General features: G+C 72.9%; 19 protein-coding genes. 9 read left to right on the forward strand and 10 right to left on the reverse strand.

Annotated features, from left to right (window positions below; all coding sequences use genetic code 11):
- Positions 1-265: 265 nt before the first annotated feature.
- Positions 266-1,390 carry an alpha/beta hydrolase gene (locus ACZ3YL_RS39765; protein ID WP_465662483.1) on the forward strand — a complete coding sequence of 375 codons (1,125 nt, stop codon included), beginning with the start codon at positions 266-268 and terminating at the stop codon, positions 1,388-1,390.
- A gap of 557 nt (positions 1,391-1,947) precedes the next feature.
- Positions 1,948-3,273 (forward strand): hypothetical protein, encoded by a 1,326-nt coding sequence (locus ACZ3YL_RS39770; protein ID WP_465662485.1) that lies wholly within the window; start codon positions 1,948-1,950, stop codon positions 3,271-3,273.
- A gap of 71 nt (positions 3,274-3,344) precedes the next feature.
- On the opposite strand, the gene ACZ3YL_RS39775 is transcribed toward ACZ3YL_RS39770, so the two are convergent.
- From ACZ3YL_RS39775 to ACZ3YL_RS39815, 9 genes are all read right to left on the reverse strand, one after another.
- The gene (locus ACZ3YL_RS39775; RefSeq protein ID WP_380463542.1) at positions 3,345-4,223 is read right to left on the reverse strand and encodes a CDP-alcohol phosphatidyltransferase family protein; all 879 of its coding nucleotides are present in this window, start codon (positions 4,221-4,223) and stop codon (positions 3,345-3,347) included.
- Complete coding sequence (locus ACZ3YL_RS39780) at positions 4,210-4,902, reverse strand: phosphatidylserine decarboxylase (protein WP_223242113.1); 693 nt, start codon at positions 4,900-4,902, stop codon at positions 4,210-4,212. The genes ACZ3YL_RS39775 and ACZ3YL_RS39780 overlap by 14 nt, the downstream gene beginning before the upstream one ends.
- A gap of 542 nt (positions 4,903-5,444) precedes the next feature.
- A complete protein-coding gene (locus ACZ3YL_RS39785; RefSeq protein ID WP_188304290.1) occupies positions 5,445-6,647 on the reverse strand; it encodes an acyl-CoA dehydrogenase family protein in 1,203 nt (400 codons plus the stop codon).
- Between the two features lie 160 nt (positions 6,648-6,807).
- Positions 6,808-7,311, reverse strand: coding sequence for a MaoC family dehydratase (locus ACZ3YL_RS39790; RefSeq protein WP_188304291.1), 504 nt, complete (start codon positions 7,309-7,311; stop codon positions 6,808-6,810).
- 3 nt (positions 7,312-7,314) lie between these two features.
- Positions 7,315-8,277: an HpcH/HpaI aldolase/citrate lyase family protein gene (locus tag ACZ3YL_RS39795; RefSeq protein ID WP_465662489.1), complete on the reverse strand. Its 963-nt coding sequence runs from the start codon at positions 8,275-8,277 to the stop codon at positions 7,315-7,317.
- Between the two features lie 42 nt (positions 8,278-8,319).
- The gene (locus ACZ3YL_RS39800) at positions 8,320-10,350 is read right to left on the reverse strand and encodes a protein meaA (RefSeq protein WP_188304293.1); all 2,031 of its coding nucleotides are present in this window, start codon (positions 10,348-10,350) and stop codon (positions 8,320-8,322) included.
- Between the two features lie 10 nt (positions 10,351-10,360).
- Positions 10,361-11,731 (reverse strand): crotonyl-CoA carboxylase/reductase, encoded by a 1,371-nt coding sequence (gene ccrA / locus ACZ3YL_RS39805; RefSeq protein WP_188304294.1) that lies wholly within the window; start codon positions 11,729-11,731, stop codon positions 10,361-10,363.
- Positions 11,732-12,125: 394 nt separating this feature from the next.
- Positions 12,126-13,046 (reverse strand): TetR family transcriptional regulator, encoded by a 921-nt coding sequence (locus tag ACZ3YL_RS39810; RefSeq protein ID WP_465662492.1) that lies wholly within the window; start codon positions 13,044-13,046, stop codon positions 12,126-12,128.
- 251 nt (positions 13,047-13,297) lie between these two features.
- Positions 13,298-15,073, reverse strand: coding sequence for a 3-hydroxyacyl-CoA dehydrogenase family protein (locus ACZ3YL_RS39815; protein WP_188304296.1), 1,776 nt, complete (start codon positions 15,071-15,073; stop codon positions 13,298-13,300).
- A 595-nt stretch (positions 15,074-15,668) separates the two neighbouring features.
- Between ACZ3YL_RS39815 and ACZ3YL_RS39820 the strand changes: the two genes are divergently transcribed.
- The 4 genes from ACZ3YL_RS39820 (at position 15,669) to ACZ3YL_RS39835 (ending at position 19,489) form a co-directional block, all read left to right on the forward strand.
- Positions 15,669-17,108 carry a type I glutamate--ammonia ligase gene (locus tag ACZ3YL_RS39820; protein ID WP_465662494.1) on the forward strand — a complete coding sequence of 480 codons (1,440 nt, stop codon included), beginning with the start codon at positions 15,669-15,671 and terminating at the stop codon, positions 17,106-17,108.
- A gap of 18 nt (positions 17,109-17,126) precedes the next feature.
- Entirely contained in the window at positions 17,127-17,372 is a 246-nt protein-coding gene (locus tag ACZ3YL_RS39825; protein ID WP_465662496.1) for a hypothetical protein, read from the forward strand.
- Between the two features lie 148 nt (positions 17,373-17,520).
- Complete coding sequence (locus tag ACZ3YL_RS39830) at positions 17,521-17,757, forward strand: hypothetical protein (RefSeq protein WP_465662498.1); 237 nt, start codon at positions 17,521-17,523, stop codon at positions 17,755-17,757.
- 247 nt (positions 17,758-18,004) lie between these two features.
- Entirely contained in the window at positions 18,005-19,489 is a 1,485-nt protein-coding gene (locus ACZ3YL_RS39835; protein ID WP_188304300.1) for a S8 family peptidase, read from the forward strand.
- 116 nt (positions 19,490-19,605) lie between these two features.
- Here ACZ3YL_RS39835 and ACZ3YL_RS39840 read toward each other — a convergent pair whose 3' ends face one another.
- The gene (locus tag ACZ3YL_RS39840) at positions 19,606-20,502 is read right to left on the reverse strand and encodes a HipA family kinase (RefSeq protein ID WP_465662500.1); all 897 of its coding nucleotides are present in this window, start codon (positions 20,500-20,502) and stop codon (positions 19,606-19,608) included.
- A 103-nt stretch (positions 20,503-20,605) separates the two neighbouring features.
- On the opposite strand from ACZ3YL_RS39840, the gene ACZ3YL_RS39845 reads away from it, so the two are divergent.
- From ACZ3YL_RS39845 to ACZ3YL_RS39855, 3 genes are all read left to right on the forward strand, one after another.
- Positions 20,606-21,046 carry an SRPBCC family protein gene (locus ACZ3YL_RS39845; RefSeq protein WP_465662502.1) on the forward strand — a complete coding sequence of 147 codons (441 nt, stop codon included), beginning with the start codon at positions 20,606-20,608 and terminating at the stop codon, positions 21,044-21,046.
- A gap of 206 nt (positions 21,047-21,252) precedes the next feature.
- Positions 21,253-22,407, forward strand: a complete 1,155-nt coding sequence (locus ACZ3YL_RS39850) for a glycosyltransferase (RefSeq protein ID WP_465662504.1) — start codon at positions 21,253-21,255, stop codon at positions 22,405-22,407.
- 393 nt (positions 22,408-22,800) lie between these two features.
- Complete coding sequence (locus ACZ3YL_RS39855; protein ID WP_465662506.1) at positions 22,801-24,324, forward strand: sugar transferase; 1,524 nt, start codon at positions 22,801-22,803, stop codon at positions 24,322-24,324.
- The last annotated feature ends 5 nt before the right edge of the window (positions 24,325-24,329 follow it).

Raw genomic sequence — 24,329 nt, forward strand, 5'->3', positions numbered from 1 at the left:
GCAGGGGGTGGCTGCGGAGAGGGGCGTGACGGGTGATTTTCAGACTGCCAACGGCGCCCAACCCCCCACCCACAGAGTCGGCAGTCCGAAAATCACCCAGCCCCCGGAGCAGCCACCCCCGGAACCGCCCCGCCCCCACCCTCCCGAGAGCCCCCCGAACAAACACCACCCCCCAGACGGCCCAGCCCGGTGGCCAGGCCGATGCCCCCCCGGTGGACTGGTGCTCGAAAACCGTCCGGGTCCGTGCAGCAGAGCGGGGAACGAAATGCGTTGGGGAACCGCAGCCGTCGTGGCGGCCGCCGCCGCGGGGGCCGTCGTCCTGGTGGTCGGCCGCCGGGCCTCCGAGCGGATGGTCCGTCCGGGGGCGGGTCCGGGGCCGGGGGGTGCCGGGCCGGATTCCGGTCCCGTGCTGGTGCAGAGCCTGGCCGCCGGCCGGGTCACCTTCAGCCGCCGTCCGGAGAGTCTGCGGCCCGGCCGGTGGGCGGTCGAGTGGGACGGCGGCGGGCACGCGGTGGTGGAGGAGGTCCTGCACCGGGACGAGCAGGGTGTCACCCGCCGGCTGGTCCGGGCCGACCGGGGCACCCTGACGCCCGGCACCGAGGTCCGCTTCACTCCGCGCGTGCACCTGGGCGATCCCACCCGGGCGCTCGGTCTGGCCTTCACCGACACCGCCGTCGACGGCGAGCTCGGCGCGCTGCCCGCCTGGTGGCTGGACGGCAGGCGCGGGACCTGGGTGATCCTGGTGCACGGCCCGGAGGCCGACCGCCAGCAGACCCTCCCGGTGCTGCCGGTCCTGCACCGCCTGGGCCTGCCCGCGCTGGCGGTCACCTACCGCGGTGACGAGGGCGCCCCGGCCTCGCCGGACGGCTACAGCCACTTCGGCGAGACCGAGTGGCGGGACGTCGAGTCGGCGGTGCGGCTGGCGCTGGACAACGGCGCGGGCCGGGTGATCCTCTACGGCTGGTCGGTGGGCGCCACCACGGTGCTGCAGACGGCGGCGCGTTCTGCCTGGGCGCACGCGATCAGCGGGATCGTCCTCGACTCGCCGGTCCTGGACCTTCCGGTCGCCGCCCGCCGGGACGCCGTCCGGGCCGGTTTCACCGGGGTCGCCGCCGAGTTGGGCGCGCTGGCCGCGGAGGGCCGCACCGGCGTCGACCTGGCGGACTTCTCCCGCCTCGCCGAGGGGACGGACCTGCGGGCGCCGACCCTGATCCTGCACAGCCCCGACGACCGGATCGCGCCCTTCGGCACGGTGGAGCGCCTGGCCGCCGCCCGGCATGACGTGGTGAGCCTCCAGCGCTTCCCCGGGGCCGAGCACGCCGCGCTCTGGAACTCGGCCCCGGACCACTACACCGAGCTCCTCCGGCGCTGGCTCACCCCGCTGCTCTGACCAAGCGGCCAGCCGCCGCTGCTCTGACCAGGCGGCCGGCCGCCGCCAGGAGAGCGATCGCCACACCGGAAGTCGGCCGGTCCGACTTCCGGTGCGCCGCCACGTTCCCGTCGGCAGCCGCCGGCTGGCCGGATTCCAGCCCTCCGTTTCCGCCGCGACCGGCCCCCGCACCGTCGCGGAACCCCGTCCCAGTACGGAGTGTGACCGCGCGGACGGGCAGTGCGACGCCCCGCCGCCACCCTGGCATGCCCCCGCCACCCGTTTCCGGCCAGGCGGTTTGCCGCTGTTGCCCGGTCTTGCGGAGGTGCCGTCGCCAGTCGCGCGGGCGTACGGACAACCGGATGTGACAGAAGGCCCATGCAAGGGGAAGACTGCCGGACGTGACGTCTCGGAACCCGCGCGACCGTGATGCCCCGCTCCCGCCGACGATCGGTACCGGTGCGACGGTGACCCGTCTCCCCGGTACGGCCCAGCGGCCATCCGGCGGCAGGCCGGGCGGGGCCGGTGTACCCCGGCGACGAGGGCCCGCCCCGGCGCCCGGCCGGGGCCGGGTTCCGATGCCGGAAGGCTTCCCCGCGCCGGCCGAGCTGGCGCCGCTGGCCCGTCGGATGCTGGTGGACGCCGTCCGGATCGCCCGCTGGGCCGGGGAGCTGGCGGAGGTCGACAAGCGCGGCGAGCTGCTCCCGGACGACGCCCGGGCGGCCGGTCGCGCGCTGGCCATGACGGTCGGCGCGGCGGCCAAGGCGTGGGGCCAGGCGCTGCTGGTGGGCCTGGTGGAGGCCCGGGACGGCGGAGCCGGCCCCGGCTGGCGCCTGCACGCCTGGGAGCACGACGACGAGGCCGTGGTGCGCGGCTGGTCCGGGCTGTTCGACGCCTGGACGCTGCTCGCCCCGGTGCCGCCCGCCGCGCTGCGCGGGGTGTTCGCCGTCCTGGCCGGCCAGGCCGTGGACCAGGCCCCGCAGCTGCTGTCCTTCCTGCACCTGGTGGACGGCCCGGTGCCCGAGAGCGAGCTGCTGGAGCTGCTGCGCCGCGGTCTGGACGAGCGCCGGGTCGGCGCGGCCCTCGGCGGCCCGGGCCTGTCGCCCGTGCCGCACGCCGCCTCGGCCGTCTCGGCCGTGCGCGGCACCTGCCGCGCGCCGCAGATCGACACCCCGGCCGCGCCCTCCGACGTGGCCGCCGTCCTGGACTGGATGCTGGACGGCCTGGCGGCGGTCGGCGCCGTGGTGCGCCGCAACGACGCCGCCGAGCTGTCCCCGCTGGGCCACTGGGCGGTGCGGGCGAAGCTGGAGGAGATCTGCACGGTCGCCCAGACCGCGGCCGGGCACATCGAACAGAGCGCCTTCGAGCTGCTGAACGCCTGCGCGGACTACTCGCCGGGCCCGGCCCGGGCGGAGTTCCGGGCCTGGGTGGCGGCCCGTCCGGCGGACCGCGCGGTGGCCGAGCTGCTGGACGCCGCCCAGGGCGATGACGCGCTGGTGCGCGGACTGGCCTTCGAGGCGCTGCGGGTGGCCGGCGGGCCGGCCGAGCAGGCGGTGCGGGCGGCGGTGGACGAGCCGGTGCTGCGCCCGTACGCGCTGCTGTGGCTGGCCGAGCGCGCCGACGAGGGGGTCGCCCCGGCGGACGTGCTGGGCGCCGAGGACGCGGCCTGGCTGTGGGTGGACACCGCGGCCGCGGTGCTGGACCACGGGGAGACGGAGCTGCTGGTGGGCCATGTCGAGGGCGCCTCGGCGGGCGATCCGGTGCGGCTGTTCGCCCGGGCCCGGCAGTCGGGGCACCCGCGGGCGGCCTCGGTGCTGACGGCGGTCTCCGGCGTGCACCCGGATCCGGGCGTGGCCCGGGCGGCCCGCCGTTCGGCCTTCAGCGTCCACACCGGCGGCGCGTAGCCTTCTCCGAGCACGGCAGAAGGGCCCGGAACCACCAGGTTCCGGGCCCTTCTGTCACATACAGCGGGTGCTCAGCCGAGCCGCGACTCCGCCCGCCGGGCGCGGACGTCGCCGACCTTCTGCCCGACCTTGCGCCGGATGACCAGCAGCGGCGCCATCGCGGCGAGCGTGATCTGGGCGAACGCGCCGACGTGCATCAGGGTGTCGCCACCGGGCAGCCCGGTCGCCCAGGCGGCCAGGCAGCCGATCGCCACGACGACCCAGCAGAGCGTGGCGGTGGCCAGCAGCCCCTGGGGCTTCGGGTACTCGATCCGGCTGACCATGAGGTACGCGGCGCCGAAGATGGCGAGCAGACCGGGCAGGAACGGCGGGTCGAGCAGCACGATGGCGATGACCGTCATCGCGCCCATCGGGCAGGGCATGCCCTGGAACACCCCGGGCCGCATCTTGACGGCCGAGAAGCGGGCCAGCCGCAGGACCACCGCGAGCAGCACGGTCAGCGCGATCAGCGCCGACAGCTTGGTGTTGGAGCCCTGGGAGACCATGCCCCAGACCGCGACGAAGTAGGCCGGCGCGATGCCGAAGCTGATCAGGTCGGCCAGGTTGTCCAGTTCCGCTCCGAGGGCGGAGGAGCGGAGCTTCCGCGCCACCAGTCCGTCGAAGAGGTCGCACATCGAGCCGATCAGCAGCAGCGTCACCGCGGTGGCGGCGCTGTGCCGGTCCGGAGCGGCGTCCGGGTTGGTGATGTGCGGGACCAGGACCCCGGTGGTGATCGAGTAGATCGCCAGGAAGCCGCAGACGGCGTTCCCCAGGGTCAGGAAGTCGGCGGTGGACAGGTGCTGGGGGGAGCGCGGGGCCCGCAGTTCGCGGTCGCGCGCCCAGCGGCGGCGGCGCAGGGCCGTCTCCTCGTCGTCCAGGCCGACGATTGTTTCAGGATCAGTCACGGTCAAGGCGTGTCACCCCGGCTGTGGTCTTCTGGCCGACCTCGACGCCGACCTCGACGCCGGCCGGCAGGTAGGTGTCGACCCGGGAGCCGAACCGGATCAGGCCGATCCGGTCGCCCTGCTCGACCTTGGTTCCGGCGGCCACGTACGGCACGATGCGACGGGCCACGGCCCCCGCGATCTGCACCATCTCGATGTCGCCGAGCTCGGTGTCGAAGTGCCAGACGACCCGCTCGTTCTGGTCGCTGTCCTTGTTGAACGCCGGGACGAAGCCGCCCGCGACGTGCTCGACCGACGTCACCGTGCCCGGCAGGGGCGCGCGGTTGACGTGGACGTTCAGCGGGCTCATGAAGATCGCGACCCGGGTGCGGCCGTCCGGCCAGGCGTCGATGCTCTGGACCACGCCGTCGGCGGGGGAGATGACTCTGCCCGTGCCGATCTCACGCTCGGGGTCGCGGAAGAACCACAGCATGCCCGCGCCGAGCGCGCAGGCCGGTACCGCCGCCAGGGCCCACTTGCCGCTGCGCCGGGTGAGGGCGGTGGTCACGGCGGCCGTGGCGAGGGTGGGGACGAACCAGGGGGTGGCTCCGCGCGCGATGGTCACGCGGGGTCGCCGACCGGCCGTCGGGGCTGCGAGGGCATCGCGGTCCGTGCCGGAGGTGTGCGGGGACGGGCTGATGGGCATCGAGAACCTTTGTCGCGGGGGATCATGGCCGCTGGACGGGGGCCACCGCGGGATCGGTAATAGAAGGGACGGCTTGCTGTCCCGGTGGATGCTATCGGGAGCACACGGTCGGTGGGCAACCCGCCTGCTCGTTCATGTGTCCGGTGGGAGTGCGTACGCGCATCCCGCCTCTACGACCGTAGCTCGCCCCGGTCCGGTTCCCAAGGGACCGGACAGGGCTGGTGACTCTTGTCTCAACAGGCGGGCGGTCGAAACCCGGTGGGGGACACGGCCCGTACCGGGTGGAAGAAGGTGTACGGAAGCGGCCGCAGGGCGCGTCGCTGCAGCTGTGCGCCCTGCGGCCGCTGGGTGGAGGCCGTGCCGGACCGCGGCGGACCAGGCCGGGTCCGTGACGTGGCACGGCACTCTGCCGGGACGGGCCCGCACGCCCGTCGACCGGCGGTTCGGAGGGGGCCGCCCGTCAATCGGGGCGGCCCCGCAATCACTCGGCGGTCCCCCCGCTCACCCGGTGGGCGCGGAGGACCGGGCCGTCGACCGGCCGGTCACTCGGCGATCTTGTACTCCTCCAGGAGTCGGCGCCCGACGATCATCTTCTGGATCTCCGCAGTTCCTTCACCGATGAGCAGCATCGGGGCCTCGCGGTAGAGGCGCTCGATCTCGTACTCCTTGGAGAAGCCGTAGCCGCCGTGGATCCGGAAGGCGTCCTCGACGACCTCCTTGCAGTACTCCGAGGCCAGGTACTTGGCCATGCCCGCTTCGAGGTCGTTGCGCTCGCCGCTGTCCTTCTTGCGGGCGGCCATGACCATCATCTGGTGGGCGGCCTCGACCTTGGTGGCCATCTCGGCGAGTTTGAACTGGATCGCCTGGTGCTCGGCGATCTTCTTGCCGAAGGTGGAGCGCTGCTGGGCGTAGGAGATGCCGAGCTCGAAGGCGCGGCGGGCGACGCCGCAGCCGCGGGCGGCGACGTTGACCCGGCCGACCTCGACGCCGTCCATCATCTGGTAGAAGCCGCGGCCCGGGACGCCGCCGAGGACGCGGTCGGCCGGAATCCGCACGTCCTGCAGCACCAGCTCGGTGGTGTCGACGCCCTTGTAGCCCATCTTCTCGATCTTCCCGGGCACGGTGAGGCCGGGGACGGTCGGGTTCGGGCCGAAGCCGGCCGTCTTCTCGATCAGGAAGGTGGTCATGTTCTTGTACGGGCTGCTGCCGCCCTCGTCGGTCTTGCAGAGGACCGCGACGAGGGTGGAGGTGCCGCCGTTGGTGAGCCACATCTTCTGGCCGTTGAGGACGTAGAACTCCCCGTCCTTGACACCCTTGGTGGAGATGGCCGAAACGTCGGAGCCGAGGCCGGGCTCGGACATCGAGAAGGCGCCGCGGATTTCGCCGGCGGCCATCCTCGGCAGGAAGTGGTCCTTCTGCTCCTGGGTGCCGTGGGCGTTGATCATGTGCGCCACGATGAAGTGGGTGTTGACGATGCCGGAGACCGACATCCAGCCGCGGGCGATCTCCTCGACCACCAGGGCGTAGGTGAGCAGGGACTCGCCCAGGCCCCCGTACTCCTCGGGGATGGTGAGGCCGAACAGCCCGAGCTGCTTCATGCCCTCGACGATGGCGGTCGGGTACTCGTCCTTGTGCTCCAGCTCGGTCGCGACCGGAATGATCTCCTTGTCGACGAAATCCCGCACGGTGGCGAGGATGTCCCGCTGGATCTCGGTGAGGCCGTCGGTCTGTGCGAGGCGTCCCATCGTGCGGCTCCGGAATGTCTGAAAGGGCGGGGGGGGGGATTTCCGGGGGCCCTGCCGGCGTGGCTGCGACAGCAGGGCCCCCGACCGGGTGGGGGTCGGCCGATGACGGCGGCCTCCCCGTCCGGGGTCTATCGGGGTGGCCCCTCTAGAGGGGAGTGGTTCAGGAAAGCGGCTCAGGCCGGCCGGGCTGCTCGCCGCCGCGCTCCTTGATGTACGTCGCGGTCGGCACCATCACCTTGCGCCGGAAGACGCAGACGACCGTGCCGTCCTGCTTGTACCCCTTGGTCTCGACGTACACGATGCCGCGGTCGTCCTTGGACTTGGACGGCCACTTGTCCAGGACGGTCGTCTCGCCGTAGAGGGTGTCGCCGTGGAAGGTCGGCGCGATGTGGCGCAGCGACTCGATCTCCAGGTTGGCGATCGCCTTGCCGGAGACGTCCGGGACGGACATGCCGAGCAGCAGCGAGTAGATGTAGTTGCCCACCACGACGTTGCGGCCGAAGTCGGTCGTCTTCTCCGCGTAGTTGGTGTCCATGTGGAGCGGGTGGTGGTTCATGGTGAGCAGGCAGAAGAGGTGGTCGTCGTACTCGGTGACGGTCTTCCCGGGCCAGTGCTTGTAGACCGCGCCGACCTCGAACTCCTCGTAGGTGCGTCCGAACTGCATGGCTCAGCTCTCCGGGATCTCGAACTTGGTGGTGCGCTGCATGCCGGCGGCCCGGCCCTTGCCGGAGATGACCAGGGCCATCTTGCGGCTGGCCTCGTCGATCATCTCGTCGCCGAGCATCGCGGAGCCCTTGGCGCCGCCCGCCTCGGAGGTGCAGTAGTCGTAGGCGTCGAGGATCAGCTCGGCGTGGTCGTAGTCCTCCTGCGAGGGCGAGTAGATCTCGTTCGCGGCGGCGACCTGGTCCGGGTGCAGCACCCACTTGCCGTCGAAGCCGAGGGCGGCGGAGCGGCCGGCGACCTCGCGGTAGCCCTCCTGGTTGCGGATCTGCAGGTACGGGCCGTCGATCGCCTGGAGGTCGTTGGCGCGGGCGGCCATCAGGATGCGCATCAGGATGTAGTGGTAGGCGTCGGCGTTGTAGCCGGGCGGCTGCTCGCCGACCACCAGGGACTTCATGTTGATCGAGGCCATGAAGTCGGCCGGGCCGAAGATGATCGTCTCCAGCCGGGGCGAGGCCTCGGCGATGGCGTCGACGTTGATCAGGCCCTTGGCGTTCTCGATCTGCGCCTCGATGCCGATCTTGCCGACCTCGAAGCCCATGGTCTTCTCGATCTGGGTGAGCAGGAGGTCGAGCGCCTTGACCTGCTCGGCGTCCTGGACCTTCGGCAGCATGATGCAGTCGAGGTTGGGGCCGGCGCCCTCGACGACGGTGATCACGTCGCGGTAGGTCCAGTGGGTGGTCCAGTCGTTGACGCGCACGACGCGGGTCTTGCCGCCCCAGTCGCCGTTGTTCAGCGCGTCGACGATGGTGTGGCGGGCGCTCTCCTTGACCAGCGGGGCGCAGGCGTCCTCGAGGTCGAGGAAGACCTGGTCGGCCGGGAGGCCCTGGGCCTTCTCCAGGAAGCGCAGGTTGCTGCCCGGTACGGCGAGGCAGGAGCGGCGGGGGCGCAGGCGGTTGACGGCAGTCATAAGAGTGGAGGGTTCCTTCCCAGTGGTCAGCTGGTCAGCTGGTCAGTTCGTGGCCGCGGTCGGTGCGGGCGTCCACGGCTGGAGCCGGTTGGCCAGCCGGATCTCGTCCACGATCCGGCCGATGATGGTGGTGATGCCGAAGTCCTTCGGGGTGAACACGGCGGCGACGCCGACGGCCTTCAGGGCCTCGCCGTCCGCTGCCGGGATGATGCCACCCACGATCACCGGGACATCCTCCACCCCGGCGCGGCGCAGCCGCTTCAGGACGTCGGGCACCAGCTCGGTGTGCGCGCCGGAGAGGATGGACAGACCCACGCAGTGCACGTCCTCCGCCACCGCGGCGGAGACGATCTGCTCCGGGGTGAGCCGGATGCCCTGGTAGACCACCTCGAACCCGGCGTCGCGGGCCCGGACGGCGATCTGCTCGGCGCCGTTGGAGTGCCCGTCCAGGCCGGGCTTGCCGACCAGCAGGCGCAGCTTGCCGGCGCCCAGTTCCTCGGCGGTGGCGGCGACGGCGGCGCGGACCTGCTCCAGCTCCCCGCCGGGCTCGGCGGCGACCGCGACGGGCGCGCCGCCCACGCCGGTGGGGGCGCGGTACTCGCCGAACACCTCGCGCAGGGCGAAGGACCACTCGCCGGTGGTGACACCGGCCCGGGCGCAGGCGAGGGTGGCCGGCATCAGGTTGGCCCCGGTGGCGGCGACGGCCTTGAGCTCGGCCAGCGCCTCCTGGGCGGCGGCCTCGTCGCGGCCGGCCCGCCAGGCCTCCAGGGCGGCGAGCACGGACTGCTCGGAGGCCGGGTCGACGACCATGATCGCGGTGTCGAGGTCGGCGGTGAGCGGGCTGGGCTCGGTGGTGTCGAAGCAGTTGACACCGATGATCTTGTCCTCGCCGGACTCGATCCGGGCCCGGCGGGCGGCGTGCGAGGCGACCAGGTTGGACTTGAGGTAGCCGGACTCGACGGCCGGGATCACCCCGCCCATTTCCATCACCTTGGCGATCTCCGCCTCGGCGCCGGCCAGCAGCGCGGCGGTCTTGGTCTCGATCACCTCGGAGCCGTTGAAGATGTCGCCGTACTCCAGCAGGTCCGACTCGTAGGCCAGCACCTGCTGGATCCGCAGCGACCACTGCTGGTCCCAGGGCCGCGGCAGCCCCAACGCCTCGTTCCAGGCGGGGAGTTGGACGGCCCGGGCGCGGGCGTCCTTGGAGAGGGTGACGGCCAGCATCTCCAGGACGATCCGCTGGACGTTGTTCTCCGGCTGGGCCTCGGTCAGCCCGAGCGAGTTGACCTGGACGCCGTAGCGGAAGCGGCGCTGCTTGGGGTCGGTGACGCCGTAGCGCTCCAGCGTGACCTTCTCCCAGAGCTGGGCGAAGGCGCGCATCTTGCACATCTCCTCGACGAAGCGCACGCCGGCGTTGACGAAGAAGGAGATCCGGGCGACCACGTCGCCCATCCGCTCGGCGGGCACCTGCCCGGAGTCGCGGACGGCGTCGAGCACCGAGATGGCGGTGCACATCGCGTAGGCGATCTCCTGGACGGGCGTGGCCCCGGCCTCCTGCAGGTGGTAGCTGCAGATGTTGATCGGGTTCCACTTGGGGATGTTGCCGACCGTGTAGGCGATCATGTCGGTGATCAGGCGCACCGACGGGCCGGGCGGGAAGACGTGCGTCCCGCGCGACAGGTACTCCTTGACGATGTCGTTCTGGGTGGTGCCGGTGAGCTTGGCGATGTCGGCGCCCTGCTCCTCGGCGACCACCTGGTAGAGCGCCAGCAGCCACATCGCGGTGGCGTTGATCGTCATGGAGGTGTTGGTCTGTTCGAGCGGGATGCCGTCGAACAGGGCGCGCATGTCGCCGACGTGGCCGACCGGGACGCCGACCCGGCCCACCTCGCCGCGGGCGAGGATGTGGTCGGAGTCGTAGCCGGTCTGGGTCGGCAGGTCGAAGGCGACGGACAGACCGGTCTGGCCCTTCGCCAGGTTCCGCCGGTAGAGCGCGTTGGAGTCGCTCGCGGTGGAGTGGCCGGCGTAGGTGCGCATCAGCCAGGGGCGGTCGCGCTTCTGGGGCTCGGTCATCGGAGTCGTCTCACACGTTCCGGCTCGACTGGATGTTCCGCTCGTCAACCTCGCGGAAGAGGTTGATGGCCGGCAGGTGCTTCTCGCGCAGCTCCTGGTCGCGGACGCCCAGGCCCGCCTCGGGGGCCAGGCAGAGCACGCCGACCTTGCCCTGGTGCTTGTTGTGGTGCACGTCCAGGGCGGCCTGGCCGGTCTCCTCCAGGGAGTAGACCTTGGAGAGGGTCGGGTGGATCTTGCCCTTGGCGACCAGGCGGTTGGCCTCGTAGGCTTCGCGGTAGTTGGCGAAGTGCGAGCCGACGATCCGCTTGAGCGACATCCACAGGTAGCGGTTGTCGTACTGGTGCATGTAGCCGGAGGTGGAGGCGCAGGTGACGATGGTGCCGCCCTTGCGGGTGACGTACACCGAGGCGCCGAAGGTCTCGCGGCCCGGGTGCTCGAAGACGATGTCGACGTCCTCGCCGCCGGTGAACTCGCGGATCTTCCCGCCCAGGCGCTTCCACTCGCGCGGGTCCTGGTTGTTCTCGTCCTTCCAGAACCGGTAGCCCTCGGCCGAGCGGTCGATGATCGCCTCGGCGCCCATGGCGCGGCAGATGTCGGCCTTGGCCTCGCTGGAGACCACGCAGATCGGGGTGGCGCCGCCGGCCAGCGCGTACTGGGTGGCGTACGAGCCGAGGCCGCCGCTGGCACCCCAGATCAGCACGTTGTCGCCCTGCTTCATGCCGGCGCCGTTGCGCGAGACCAGCTGGCGGTACGCGGTGGAGTTGACCAGACCGGGGGAGGCGGCCTCCTCCCAGGTGAGGTGCTTGGGCTTGGGCAGCAGCTGGTTGGTCTTCACCAGGGCGATCTGGGCCAGGCCGCCGAAGTTGGTCTCGAAGCCCCAGATGCGCTGCTCCGGGTCCATCATCGTGTCGTTGTGGCCGTCCGGGGACTCCAGCTCGACCGAGAGGCAGTGGGCGACGACCTGGTCGCCGGGCTTCCACGAGTTGACGCCGGCGCCGGTGCGCAGCACCACGCCCGCGAGGTCGGAGCCGAGCACGTGGTACGGCAGGTCGTGGCGCTTGGTGAGCGGCGACAGCCGGCCGTAGCGCTCCAGGAAGCCGAAGGTGGAGACCGGCTCGAAGATCGAACTCCACACGGTGTTGTAGTTCACCGAGCTGGCCATGACGGCGACCAGGGCCTCGCCGGGGCCCAGCTCCGGCAGGGCGACGTCGTCGAGGTGAAGGGACTTGCGGGGGTCCTTGTCGCGGCTGTCGAGGCCGGCGAACATCTGCTCCTCGTCCTTGTGGAGCGTGACCGCCCGGTAGGACTCGGGGAGCTTGATTGCCGCGAAGTCCGCCGACGTGGCGTCGGAGCTGAGGATCGCGTCGAGGATTTCCTGCATGGCTGCCTCCGAAGGCGTACCTGTGCGAGGGTCACAGGGCGTCTGGGGGAGCCGGGAGCGGACACCGGCTTCGCTGAGGTGGGTGGTTGGCGGTCAGGCGGTCGCCCGGTGGTGGTCCGGGCGGGTCTGCACTGCTGTGTGGCACTGCTGGTCTGGCATCGTTCCCGGGGTGTGGGAACGCCGGACGACGGCGCGCCGAGGTGGGGAGCCGCGGCGCCGCGACTGGTGAGTAACAAGGTAGTGGCACCCTGTGCCACTCGTAAAGACACCGGGTGTCAGCAATTCCGACACTCCGGAAGGGTGCGTGACGCGCGTGGAGCGGGTATGCCGAGGGCCCGCGCCGACGGTTCGGCGCGGGCCCTCAATATGCCTCTGAGCTGGGGTTGTCGACCCCTCAGCGGTCCCGGGCGCTGCTCAGCGCGGCTCGGATGCTGTCCACCACGACATCCAGCGGAGCATCCGTCCGGGCGACTGTGATGAGTACCTCACCTCCAGGGCTGGCACTCAGTGCGCTCTCCGCCACCCCATTCTCGGGCATCCCACTGGCACCGGGTGCCACCACCGAACCCCGGCGTCTGGCACCCGGAGAGCTGGCCGCCCAGAAGGTCCGCCGGATCACCTCGAAGGAGTGGTCCAGCTGCGCCTCCACGTCACCGCGGCCGCCGGCCCGCAGCCAGCGCCGCAGCACGTGGTTGTGCGCCGCGACGACCGCCGCCGCCGACACCTCGGCCAGCATCGAGTCGTCCTCGCCGCCGCGCTGCCAGCCCGACGGGATGGGCTCGCCGGTGTCGAAACGGCCCAGCAGGTAGCGGGTGAACAGCCGCTCGTACCGGGCCACCACGGCGATCTCGCGCTCGCGCAGCGCCGGGACCTGACGGATCAGCTGGTACCGCGCGACCGACACCCCCGGGGTGGAGGCGTACATCCGCAGCACCTCCTTGATGCCGCGGCACACCACGTCCAGCGGGTGCTCCTCCGGCTCGGCGCTGGCCAGCAGGTCGGCCACCCGGACCAGGGTGTCGTCGTGGTCGGGGAAGATCGCCTCCTCCTTCGACCGGAAGTACCGGAAGAAGGTGCGCCGGGCCACCCCGGCGGCCGCGGCGATCTGGTCGACCGTGGTCTCCTCGTAGCCCTGCGAGGCGAACAGCTCCATCGCGGCCGCGGCCAGGTCCTGGCGCATCTGCTGGCGCTGCGCCGCTGCCCGGCGGCTGCCCGGGCCGGCCTCCGACCCGGTGCCCGCGGACGGGCCGGCCGTGCGGTCGGTGCCGCGCGGTCCGGCGGATTGCTGCGCAGTGGCTGACTGAACCCGATCCATGTCCGGAACGCTACACGGCCCGGGTGGGGCGCCCGCGGCCCTTCCCCTGCGTACCGGCGTGACCGGGCCGGTCACGGCCGGTCTCGGCCAGCGCGCGGACACCGCCCCCGGGGTCCAGCCGGGGGGCCCGGCGCCGTACGGCGCGGTGCCGTTGCCGTAGGCCGCGCCGTTGCCGTGGGGCGCGGCCCCGGCACCGTACGGGCCCGGACCGGTCTCGTACGGCAGTTGCTCGCCCCCGGCCCGTGAGGTGCTCACCGGCGCGCGTGGTCGCGGAAGCCGCGACCGGTCTTGCGGCCCAGGCAGCCGGCCGCCACCAGGTGCTCCAGCAGCGGGGCCGCGGCCAGGCCCGGCTCCCGGAACTCCTGGTGCAGCACCTGCTCGATGGTCAGCGAGACGTCCAGCCCGACCACGTCCAGCAGCTCGAACGGGCCCATCGGGTAGCCGCAGCCCAGCTTCATCGCGGTGTCGATGTCGTCCACCGTCGCGTAGTGCTCCTGGAGCATCCGCACCGCGTCGTTCAGGTACGGGAACAGCAGCGCGTTGACGATGAAACCGGCCCGGTCGCCGCACTCCACCGGGTGCTTGCGCACCTTCGCGGTCAGCTCCAGCACCGTCGCGGTGACGTCCGGCGCGGTCAGCACCGTGGAGACCACCTCGACCAGCTTCATCGCCGGGGCCGGGTTGAAGAAGTGCATGCCGATCACGTCCTGCGGCCGGGAGGTGGCCGTCGCGCAGCTGATCACCGGCAGCGAGGAGGTGGTGGTGGCGAGCACCGCGCCCGGGCGGACGATCTTGTCCAGGGTGGCGAACAGCTCCCGCTTGACCGCCAGGTCCTCGGCGACCGCCTCGACCACCAGGTCCACCTCGGCCAGCTCGGAGTACTGGCCGACCGGGGTGACCAGCGCCAGCGCGGCGTCCCGCTGCTCCCCGCTCAGCCGGCCCTTGGCCACCGAGCGCTCCAGCGACTTCGCCAGCTGCGCCCTGGCCTTCTCGGCCTTCTCCTGACTGCGGGCGGCCAGCAGCACCGGGTGCCCGGCCTTGGCGAACACCTCGGCAATGCCGGTGGCCATCGTGCCGGAGCCGCAGACGCCGACGGTGCGCACGGTGCGGCCGGGCACCTTCGGGCGGGCCGGGCCGGTCGCCGCGTCCACCGCCCTGGACGAGCCCGGCGCCTCGTAGGTGTAGAAGCCGCGCCCGGACTTGCGGCCCAGCAGCCCGGCCGAGACCAGCTGGCCGAGGATCGGCGCGGGCGCGTGCAGCCGGTCGCGGGACTGCTCGTACATCGCCTCCAGCACGGTGCGCGCGGTGTCCACGCCGATCAGGTCGAGCAGCGCCAGCGGGCCCATCGGCAGGCCGCAGCCGAGCCGCATCGCGGCGTCGATGTCCTCCCGGGAGGCGTACTTGGACTCGTACATCGCGGCGGCCTGGTTCAGGTAGGCGAACAGCAGGCCATTCACCACGAAGCCGGCCCGGTCGCCCGCCGCCACCGGCTCCTTGCCCAGGTCGCGGGCGAAGGCGGCGGCGTCCTCGGCGGTCTGCGGGGAGGTCAGCACGGTGCGGACCACCTCGACCAGCTTCATGCTGTGCACCGGGTTGAAGAAGTGCAGGCCGAGCACCCGCTCCGGGCGGGCGGTCGCCGCCGCGATCCGGGTCACCGACAGGGCGGTGGTGCCGGTGGCCAGCACGGTGCTCTCCGGGCAGATCCGGTCCAGCTCGGCGAAGACCTCCCGCTTCAGCTCCAGCTGCTCGGGGACCTCCTCGATCACCAGGTCCGCCTCGGCGGCGGCCGCCAGCGCGTGCCCGACCGAGATCCGGGCCAGCAGCGCGGTGCGCTCCTCGGCGGTGAACCGCTCCCGGTCGACCGCGTGCGCGGTCGCCTCCTCGATCCGGGCCAGCGCCCGGGCGGCGGAGTCCTCGGTGGCCTCGATGCCGATCACCCGGCGGCCGCTCCTGGCGACCGCCACCGCGACGCCGGCACCCATCGTGCCGAGGCCGACGACGGCCACGGTGGGGAAGGGACGCTCCATCTGTCCTGACTCCTAGTCATGAAGGGCCCGCGCGTGCTCCGGCGGGCAGGCCGCCGCACCCGTCGACGGGACGGGGGCGGCCGCCGCCGGAGGAGGGTCCACGCGCGGGGGCTTGGGGAGATGACGGGTTCCGGCAGACCCGGGCAGCGGCCGGTCCGCTCCGGCCGAACTGCGGGGTGCCGTGGTGCTCAGGCGCTCGAAGGTGAAGGAAGCGGCGCTGATACGAGGAGAGAGACCCGGCCTGCCGCGGTTCGCGGCACCGGCCGGTGAAGGCGCACCGCGCGGGCGCCGCAGACACGACGACCCGCGACCGCCCGCCGGTGCGGCTCCCGAAGCCCGGCAGAGGTGCGTGTCCGGCCACTGTAGCGAAGCTACTCACCGGTAGGAAGGGGTCGGAGGCGGAAAACCGTGCGGGCCGGGGGCCGCTCCACCCCCGGCGGCCCGGCCCGGGGAGGCCCCGCCGCGAACCGGACGACCCCGGATGACCCGGCCCCGAACAGCCTGGCCCCGAACGGGTGAACGGGCGGACGGGCGTCCGTTCGTTCCACTCGATAGGGGAGTTACCGGCCCCCGGTCCGCGGGGCAGCATGGCGGCATGAGTACCGTCGCCGCCTCCCCGGCAGCCGATCCCGCCGGGCCGCTCGGCCCCGCCGCCCTCGCGGCCGCCGTCGCGCTGCCCCCGCGGGCCGAGCGCGCCGAGCGGGCCGAACACGCCGTCGACCGGCTGCGCACCGCCGCCGTCGAGGCGGTCGCCGTCACCTGGGTGGACAACGCCGGCATCACCCGGGTCAAGGCCGTGCCGCTGGGCGGCCTGGCGCACGCGGCGCAGTGGGGCGTCGGCACCGCGCCCTGCTTCGACGTGTTCCTCGCCGACGACGCGATCACCACCAGCCCACTCATCGGCGGCCCCACCGGGGACCTCCGGCTCTACCCCGACCTCGACCGGATCGTCCCGCTGACCGCCCAGCCCGGCTGGGCCTGGGCCCCGGGGGACCGCCACACCCAGGCCGGCGCCCCGCACCCCGGCTGCCAACGGCTGTTCGCCCGCCGGATGGAGGCCGCGGCCGCCGCCCGCGGGCTGAGCCTCAAGGCCGGCATCGAGGTCGAGTGGGTGGTCGCCCTGGCCGGGGCCCCGCACGAGCCGCCGCAGTACCCGACGCACGGCCCCGCGTACGGCATGCAGCGGCTCACCGACCTCTCCGACTACCTGCGGGACGTCCTGCGCGCCCTCGGCGAGCAGGGGCTGACCGTGCTGCAGATCCACCCCGAGTACTCCCCGGGCCAGTTCGAGGTCTCGGTCGCCCCCGAGGGCCCGGTCGGCGCCGCCGACACTTCCGTCCTGGTCCGGCACACCGTCCGCGCCGTCTCCGCCCGGCACGGTCTGCGGGTCTCCTTCGCCCCCGTGGTCGAGCCGGACGGGGTCGGCAACGGCGGGCACCTGCACCTCAGCCTCTGGCGGGACGGCCGCAACCTCGGGCACGGCGGCTCCGGCCCGCACGGACTGACGGCCGAGGCCGAGGGCTTCCTCGCCGGGGTGCTCCAGGCGCTGCCCGAACTCCTGGTGCTGGGCTGCTCCAGCCCGGCCGGATACCTGCGACTGGTGCCCCAGCACTGGGCCGGGGCCTACCAGTGCTGGGGCCTGGAGAACCGGGAGGCGGCGATGCGGCTGGTCACCGGCTCCACCGGGGAGCGCGCCGCCACCGCCAACGCCGAGGTCAAGTGCTTCGACGCCAGCGCCAATCCGTACCTCGCGGTCGGCGCGGTGATCGCGGCCGGCCTCTCCGGCTTGGAGCAACGCCGCGCGCTGCCACCGGAGTTCACCGGTGACCCGGCCGCCGCCGAGCCCGGCACGGTGCCCCGGCTGCCGCAGGGCCCGGCCGAGGCGATCGCCGCGTACGAGCGCTCGGCGGTGCTGCGCGAGGCGCTCGGCGAGCCGCTCCACCAGGCCGTGCTGGCGGTGCGCCGGGCCGAGGCCGAGCAGTACGCGGCGCTCGGCCCCGAGGAGACGATCGCGGCGACGCGCTGGCGGTACTGACCGGCGGCCCGGCTGGAGGTGCCCGCGCCGGTCGACCACCACTGCCACCGTGTGGTGGCGGCCGAGTTCACCGACGACGCCCTCGCCGGACTGCTCACCGACTCCGACCGCCCGGCCGCGCCCGGCCGACCGATCCGGTGCTGCCGCACCACCCGCTCCGGACAGCCGTGGACGTCTGCGCCGAGCTGGTCCTGCCGCTCCGACTCCACGCCGGCTTCGGTGATCCCGGCCTCACACTGCACCGCGCCGATCCGTCCCTCCTGACGGACTTCACCGCGCCGCCGAGCCGAGCGGCGTCCCGCTGGTGCTTGCCGCACGGTCATCCGTACCACCGGCAGGCCGCCTGGCGGGCCCGGGCCTTTCCCGCCGGGTACACCGACTCGGGCTGACCGCCTGCTACACCGGTCCGCGGGTGGCGGCGGTGCTCGGCGAGATGCTGGAAGTGGCGCCGTTCGGAAAGCCGCTGTTCTCCACGGACGCCTACGAACTTCCCCAACTGTTCCTGGTGGGCGCCGCACGGTTCCGGCACGGACTGGGCACGCTGCTCGCCGACTGGCAGGCGGACGGCGCCTGTTCGGGCCCGGACACCCGGCGGCCGGCGCACCTGGTCGCCGCCGGCAACGCGCGCCGGCCGTACGGGCTGCGGTAGGCGCCGGGGCATGTCTTCACGTACATGTCCAAGGTCGACGGCTCGTCGGCGAACCATCACTTTTTAACAATCTCCAGCTCTGTTGCCGCTGTTGAGCTGCGGAGCGTCAACCTCCGTTGTTGGTCTAGATGTGACGATTAGATGACTGCCTCTTGCGCTTCTCAGCAAATATTCATTAACGTCCCGGTCATCCCAGCGCACCTGCCCCACGCAGCTGCCGGATGACGACTCGGGAGGGCCAACCCCAATGAGAGTTCCTCGGATCAGCCGGACCCGGTACGCGGCAGTGGGCGTCGTGCTCGCCACCGCCGGAGCCCTCGCGCTCCCGGCCGGCAGCGCCGTCGCGGCCCCCGCCGGTGACCCGACGACCGGTCCGCTGATGAGCTACGTCGTCAACACCAAGGCCAACCACGGCCAGGTGCAGAAGGTGGAGAAGGCCATCACCGGCCTCGGCGGCACCGTCGTCCAGTCGTACGAGCAGGTCGGCGTCGTGGTCGCCCGCTCGAACGACACCAAGTTCGCGGAGAAGCTGCGGCTGGCCAAGGGCGTCGACTCGGTCGGCGCCAGCCGCACCAAGGGCATCCTCGCCGCCGACCAGGGCACGGCCGAGGTCGCCGCCGAGCCGGCCGGCGCCGCCGCCAACGGCCAGGAGCCGTACGAGCCCAACCAGTGGGACATGCGCCAGATCGGTGTCGACAAGGCGCACAAGATCTCGCTCGGCAACCGCGACGTCACCGTCGGCGTGCTGGACTCCGGCATCGACGCCACCCACGAGGACCTCGCCGCCAACGTGGACGCCTCGCAGTCGGTCTCCTGCATCGACGGCAAGACCAACACCGACTGGAAGGCCTGGCAGCCGACCAACAGCGACCACGGCACCCACGTGGCCGGCACGATCGCCGCCGCCAAGAACGGCAAGGGCATCATCGGCATCGCCCCGAACGTGAAGCTGGCCGCGGTCAAGGTCGTCGACGACGGCGGCTTCATCTACCCGGAGAACGCGGTCTGCGGCTTCGTCTGGGCCGGCGAGCACGGCTTCAAGGTGACGAACAACAGCTACTACGTCGACCCGTGGATGTTCAACTGCCCGAACGACAAGGACCAGGCCGCGGTCTCCGAGGCGATCCGCAAGTCCGTCGCCTTCTCGCAGCGCAAGGGCGTCCTCAACATCGCCGCCGCGGGTAACGAGAACATCGACCTGGCGCACAAGACCACCGACGTCTCCAGCCCGGACGACACCACCCCCGGCACCCGCCCGGTCACCAACGACTGCCTGTCGCTGCCGACCGAGCTGCCCGGCGTGGTCGCGGTCTCCGCGGTCGGCGTCAACGGCGACAAGTCGTACTACTCCAGCTACGGCAAGGGCGTCGTCACCGTCGCCGCGCCGGGCGGTGACGCCCGCTACCAGATCCCGGACACCCCGGACAAGAACGGCCGCATCCTGTCGACCATCCGCGGCGGCAAGTACGGCTACATGCAGGGCACCTCGATGGCCACCCCGCACGTCACCGGTGTGGTCGCGCTGCTCGCCAGCACCTTCCCGTGGGCCAGCCCGGACGAGCTCACCGAGCTGCTGACCAACCAGGCCGAGTCCCACGCCTGCCCGACCGGCGAGTACAACCCGGGCGGCACCGGCCAGTTCAAGGCCACCTGCGAGGGCGGCGCGGACGACAACGGCTTCTACGGCGCGGGCATCATCAACGCCGAGAAGGCGGTCCAGTGGTGGCGCTGACGCGCTGCTGACCACTGAGCGCTGAGCATCGAACACCGAGCTGGGGAGCGGGGCCACGGGCCCCGCTCCCCAGCGGCGTTCGGGGCCGAGGGCGCCTGAGGGCCCCGCGGGCGGGTCTAACCCTCGAAGTGGTGCTCCCAGACCGTCTCCACCGACGGCTTGCCGTGCAGGTCCGGCACCTCCCGCAGCCAGGCCGGCCGACCGGCCCGGGTGCGGGCCGCCCGCCGCCGCTCGGCCTCGCGCAGCTGCTCGGGAGTGGCGAAGCCCTCCGGCAGCCACTCCTCGGAGAGCACCGCCCGGGCGGCCAGGTGGGTGACGTACGCGTGCCGGACGGCCTCCACCGAGTCGAAGCCGGGCTCGTCGGCCAGCCACTCGTCCGGGACCAGCGCCACCACCTGCTCCAGCAGTTCGACCGTGACCAGCGGCCCGAGGTCCTCGTCGGCCAGCCGGACGTCCGGGGCGCAGGCGCCGAGCGCGTGCGCGCTGAGGTCGTAGCGCTTGCCGACGGACGCCTCGGCGGTGGCCCAGCGGTGGTGGAAGATCAGCGCGGCGCCGTTGTCGATCAGCCAGAGCCGCTTGTGCCAGACCACCAGGTTGGGGTTGTGGACGGTGCGGTCGACGTTGCCGGTGAGGGCGTCCAGCCAGACCACCCGCCCGGCCTCGGCGGAGTCCACCGGGATCATCCCGGGCCGGTAGTCCGCGGCGCCGGGCAGCAGGTCCATCCCGAGGTTGAGGCCGGCGCTGGCCTTGAGCATGTCCTGGATCTCGGCGTCCGGTTCGTCCGCGGCCACCACCGGGTCGAAGTCCACCAGCCGCAGCTCCGGCACCCGCAGCCCGAGCCGCCGGGCCAGTTCGCCGACGATCACCTCGGCCACCAGCGCCTTGCGGCCCTGGGCGGCGCCGGTGAACTTGACCACGTACGTCCCCAGGTCGTCGGTCTCCACGACGCCCGGCACCGAACCGCCGGCCCGCAGCGGGTCCACGTAGCGCAGCGCAGTCACCAGATCGAGCACAGCCGTCACCCTATCCCGCCGCGTCGCGGGCGTGCCGCTGTGATTGGCTTGCCGGTGCGAACGGTACGGCGAAGCGGTACCCACCACACGAGGAGAGCACGGCATGGGACAGGTACGGGCCACCACCGAGCGGGTCTACGACGCGGCCCCCGAGCGGGTGTACGAGGTGCTGGCCGACTACCAGGTGACCCGCCCGAAGCTGCTGCCCGCGCAGTACAGCGAGTACGAGGTCCGGGTCGGCGGCACCGGCGCCGGCACCCAGGTGCACTGGAAGCTGCAGGCCACCGAGAAGCGGGTGCGCGACTGCCTGTTCACCGTCTCGGCGCCTTCGCCGGACCAGCTGGTGGAGAAGGACGCCAACTCCAGCATGGTGATCACCTGGACCGTCGCGGCCGCCGGCGAGGGCCGCACCAAGGTCACCGTCACCGCCACCTGGCAGGGCGCGACCGGCATCGGCGGCTTCTTCGAGCGCACCTTCGCCCCCAAGGGCCTGAACCGGATCCACGACCAGGTGCTGGCCAACCTGGCCGCCGAGGTCCGCTGAACCGGATCCGTCGACCCCGGATCCGTCGACCCCGGATCGGTCGACCCACGATCCGCTGATCCGGATCGGTCGGCCGAATCGTCCGGAGTTTCGAGCGGCTCGTCCGCCCGTACGAGCCGAAAGCCGTACGGGTGGACGGCCCGCCCCCTGCGGGTGACGGGGGCCGCCCGGCGCGGGGGAGCCATCCTAGGCTCGCCGCCGTGCATATGACGATCCTTCACATTTCACAGCCGGTGGACGGCGGAGTCGCCCGCGTCGTCGTCGATCTGGTCCGGGGGCAGCGCGAGGCCGGGCACCGGGTGCTGGTCGCCTGCCCGCGCGGCGGCCGGCTGGCCGAGGAGGCCGCTGCGGTGGGCGCGCTGGTCCAGGACTGGCCCGCCGACCGCTCGCCCGGCCCGGCCACCGCCGCCGAGGCCTGGCGGCTGCGCCGGATCGTCCGGGCGGCCGGGCCCGACGTGGTCCACCTGCACAGCGCCAAGGCCGGCCTGGCCGGCCGGCTGGCCGTGCGCGGCGCGGTGCCGACCGTCTTCCAGCCGCACGCCTGGTCCTTCGCCGCCGTGGACGGCGCGATGGCCGCCGCCACCCTGCGCTGGGAGCGCTTCGCGACCCGCTGGGCGCACCGGCTGCTGTGCGTCAGCGTCCAGGAGCGGGCGGACGGCGTGGCCGCCGGGGTGCACGCGGACTGGGCGGTGGTGCCCAACGGCGTGGACGTGCGCCACTACGCGCCCACCGACCGCCGGGCCGCCCGGATCGCGTTGGGGCTGGACCTGGACGCCCCGCTCGCGGTCTGCGTCGGGCGGCTGTGCCGGCAGAAGGGCCAGGACGTGCTGCTGGCCGCCTGGCCGGAGGTGCTGCGCCGGGTGCCGCAGGCCCGGCTGGCGCTGGTCGGCGGCGGGCCGGAGGAGCAGCGGCTGGCGGAGGCCGTCCGGGCGTCGGCGGAGCCGTGCCGGGTCCGGCTGGTCGGGGACGTGCCGGATCCGCGTCCGTGGCTGGCGGCGGCCGACCTGGTGGTGCTGCCCTCACGCTGGGAGGGCATGGCGCTGGCCCCGCTGGAGGCGATGGCGGCGGCCCGCCCGGTGCTGCTGACGGACGTGCCGGGGGCCCGGGAGTGCCTGCCGCAGACGGAGCGCGCGCGGTCGGTGGTGCCGCCCGAGGACGCGGACGCGCTCGCCACCCGGATGGCGGAAGGGCTGTCCGATCCGATCGAGTGCGAGCGGCGCGGTGCCCGGCTGCGTGACCACGTGGTCGCCCGGCACGACGTCCGCACGGTGGTCGAACAGGTCGATGTCCTGTACCGCCACCTGCTGGGGGCCGGACCGGCGGCCGGACGGCGCCGGGCCCGTGTCCCAGAGCGGATCTGATCGTTTCACATGCCGTGAATCCCCGCCGTTCCGGCGTTGGCGCATTCGCACCCTCAACCGGATAAGGACGAGGCGTCAAATCCGAAATACCTATTAATGGGCGGCTGGAATGAAATGGCAAGTCAACTTCCAGCCCGCATGGCCAGGTTCGGTATTGTCGGATTTTGCCTGCTTCGCTTCGATTCCACCCCGGAAATTCGCGTCCGGGCCCTTCGCGGCCTCGTCCATGGTGACCAGCCGTTCCGCGATCGGCCTCCTCGCAGGAGAACCGAAAGCCGCCAGCGATAGCAGGTGCTGTCAGGACCGCGCCCACCGGGCCGGGACGGCCGCCCCACGCCTATCGGTGCCGGGGCACCGCCACCCCGGGCACACAGCAGGGGAGTTCGTGCGCTGATGACCATTGACCACGACAGCGTGCCGCGATCCGGCGGGCCCCTGTCCGGACCGCGTCTGCCCGGCACCGGGGTGCTCGACCGGCCGACCGGGGCGACGTACAGCCGGGCGGTGCCGTCGCCCCGCCGGCACCGCCGGGCCCCCAGGTCCCGGCTCGCCCTGCCGCTCGCGCTGGTCCAGGTCGACGCGATCGCGCTCTGCACCGCCGCCGGCATCGCCAACCGGGCGATCGACCCCGACACGCCGCTCGCCCCACTGCTCGGCGTCGCCGCCGTCCTGCCCCTGCTCCTGCTGCTCTACCTGGCCGGCGGCCTCTACCGCACCCGGCTCACCCTGTCCGTCCTGGACGAACTGCCCGCCCTGGCCGGCCGGGCCGTGGTCGCCACCGCCTTCGCCGTCACCCTGGCCGGCTGCCTGGACGGCCGCTGGCCCGACTGCGGCCCGGCCACCCCGGCCCGTCTCGCCGTCCTGCTCGGCACCCAGCTGCTGATCGCCACCGCCGGCCGGGCCATCCTCTACCACCTGGTCCGGCGGATCCGCCGCGGCCGCCCCAGCCCCGTCCTGGTGCTCGGCGCCGGCCGGCTCGGCCGCAAGGTCGCCGCCGCCCTCACCGAGCACGGCGAGTACGGGATGCGCCCGGTCGGCTTCCTGGACGCCGACCCGCCGCTGCTCGCCACCGACACCGACCTGCCCGTCCTCGGCGGCCGCGAGGTCCTGGAGCGCGAGGTCCACCGGCACCGGATCCACCACGTGATCGCCACCGCCGGCGCCGCCGACGAGGCCGAGACCGCCGCCGCCCTGCGGGACGCCGTCCGGCTCGGCTGCCAGGTCTGGCTGGTGCCCGCACTGCGCGAACACGGCTCGCTGCCCACCGCCCCGATCGCCGGCGGCGACCACCTGTGGGGCTTCCCCTGCCTGCGGCTCGGCAGCCCGGCCATGCGCCGCCCCGGCTGGGCCGCCAAGCGCGCCCTGGACGTCACCGCCGCCGGCTTCGGCCTGCTGCTGCTCGCCCCCGTCCTGGTGCTGTGCGCCCTCGCCGTCCGCTTCGACACCGGTCCCGGGGTGCTCTTCCGCCAGCAGCGCACCGGCCTGGACGGGCGGGTCTTCACCGTGCTGAAGTTCCGCACCCTGCGCCCCAGCAACGAGCACGAGTCGGCGACCCGCTGGAACATCTCCCAGGACCACCGGATGGGCGCCGTCGGCCGCCTGCTGCGCAAGAGCTCGCTGGACGAGCTGCCGCAGCTGTGGAACGTCCTGCGCGGCGACATGAGCCTGGTCGGCCCGCGCCCCGAACGCCCGTACTTCGTCATGCGGTTCAGCCAGGCCTACCCCGAGTACGCCGACCGCCACCGCGTCCCGGTCGGCCTCACCGGCCTCGCCCAGGTCAACGGCCTGCGCGGGGACACCTCGATCGAGGAGCGGGCCCGCTTCGACAACCGCTACATCGAGAGCTGGAGCCTCTGGCAGGACGTCAAGATCCTGTGCCGCACCGCGGCCCTGATGCTCCACCCGGACGGGAGCTGACCCGG

Source organism: Kitasatospora sp. NPDC023176 (assembly GCF_055560495.1).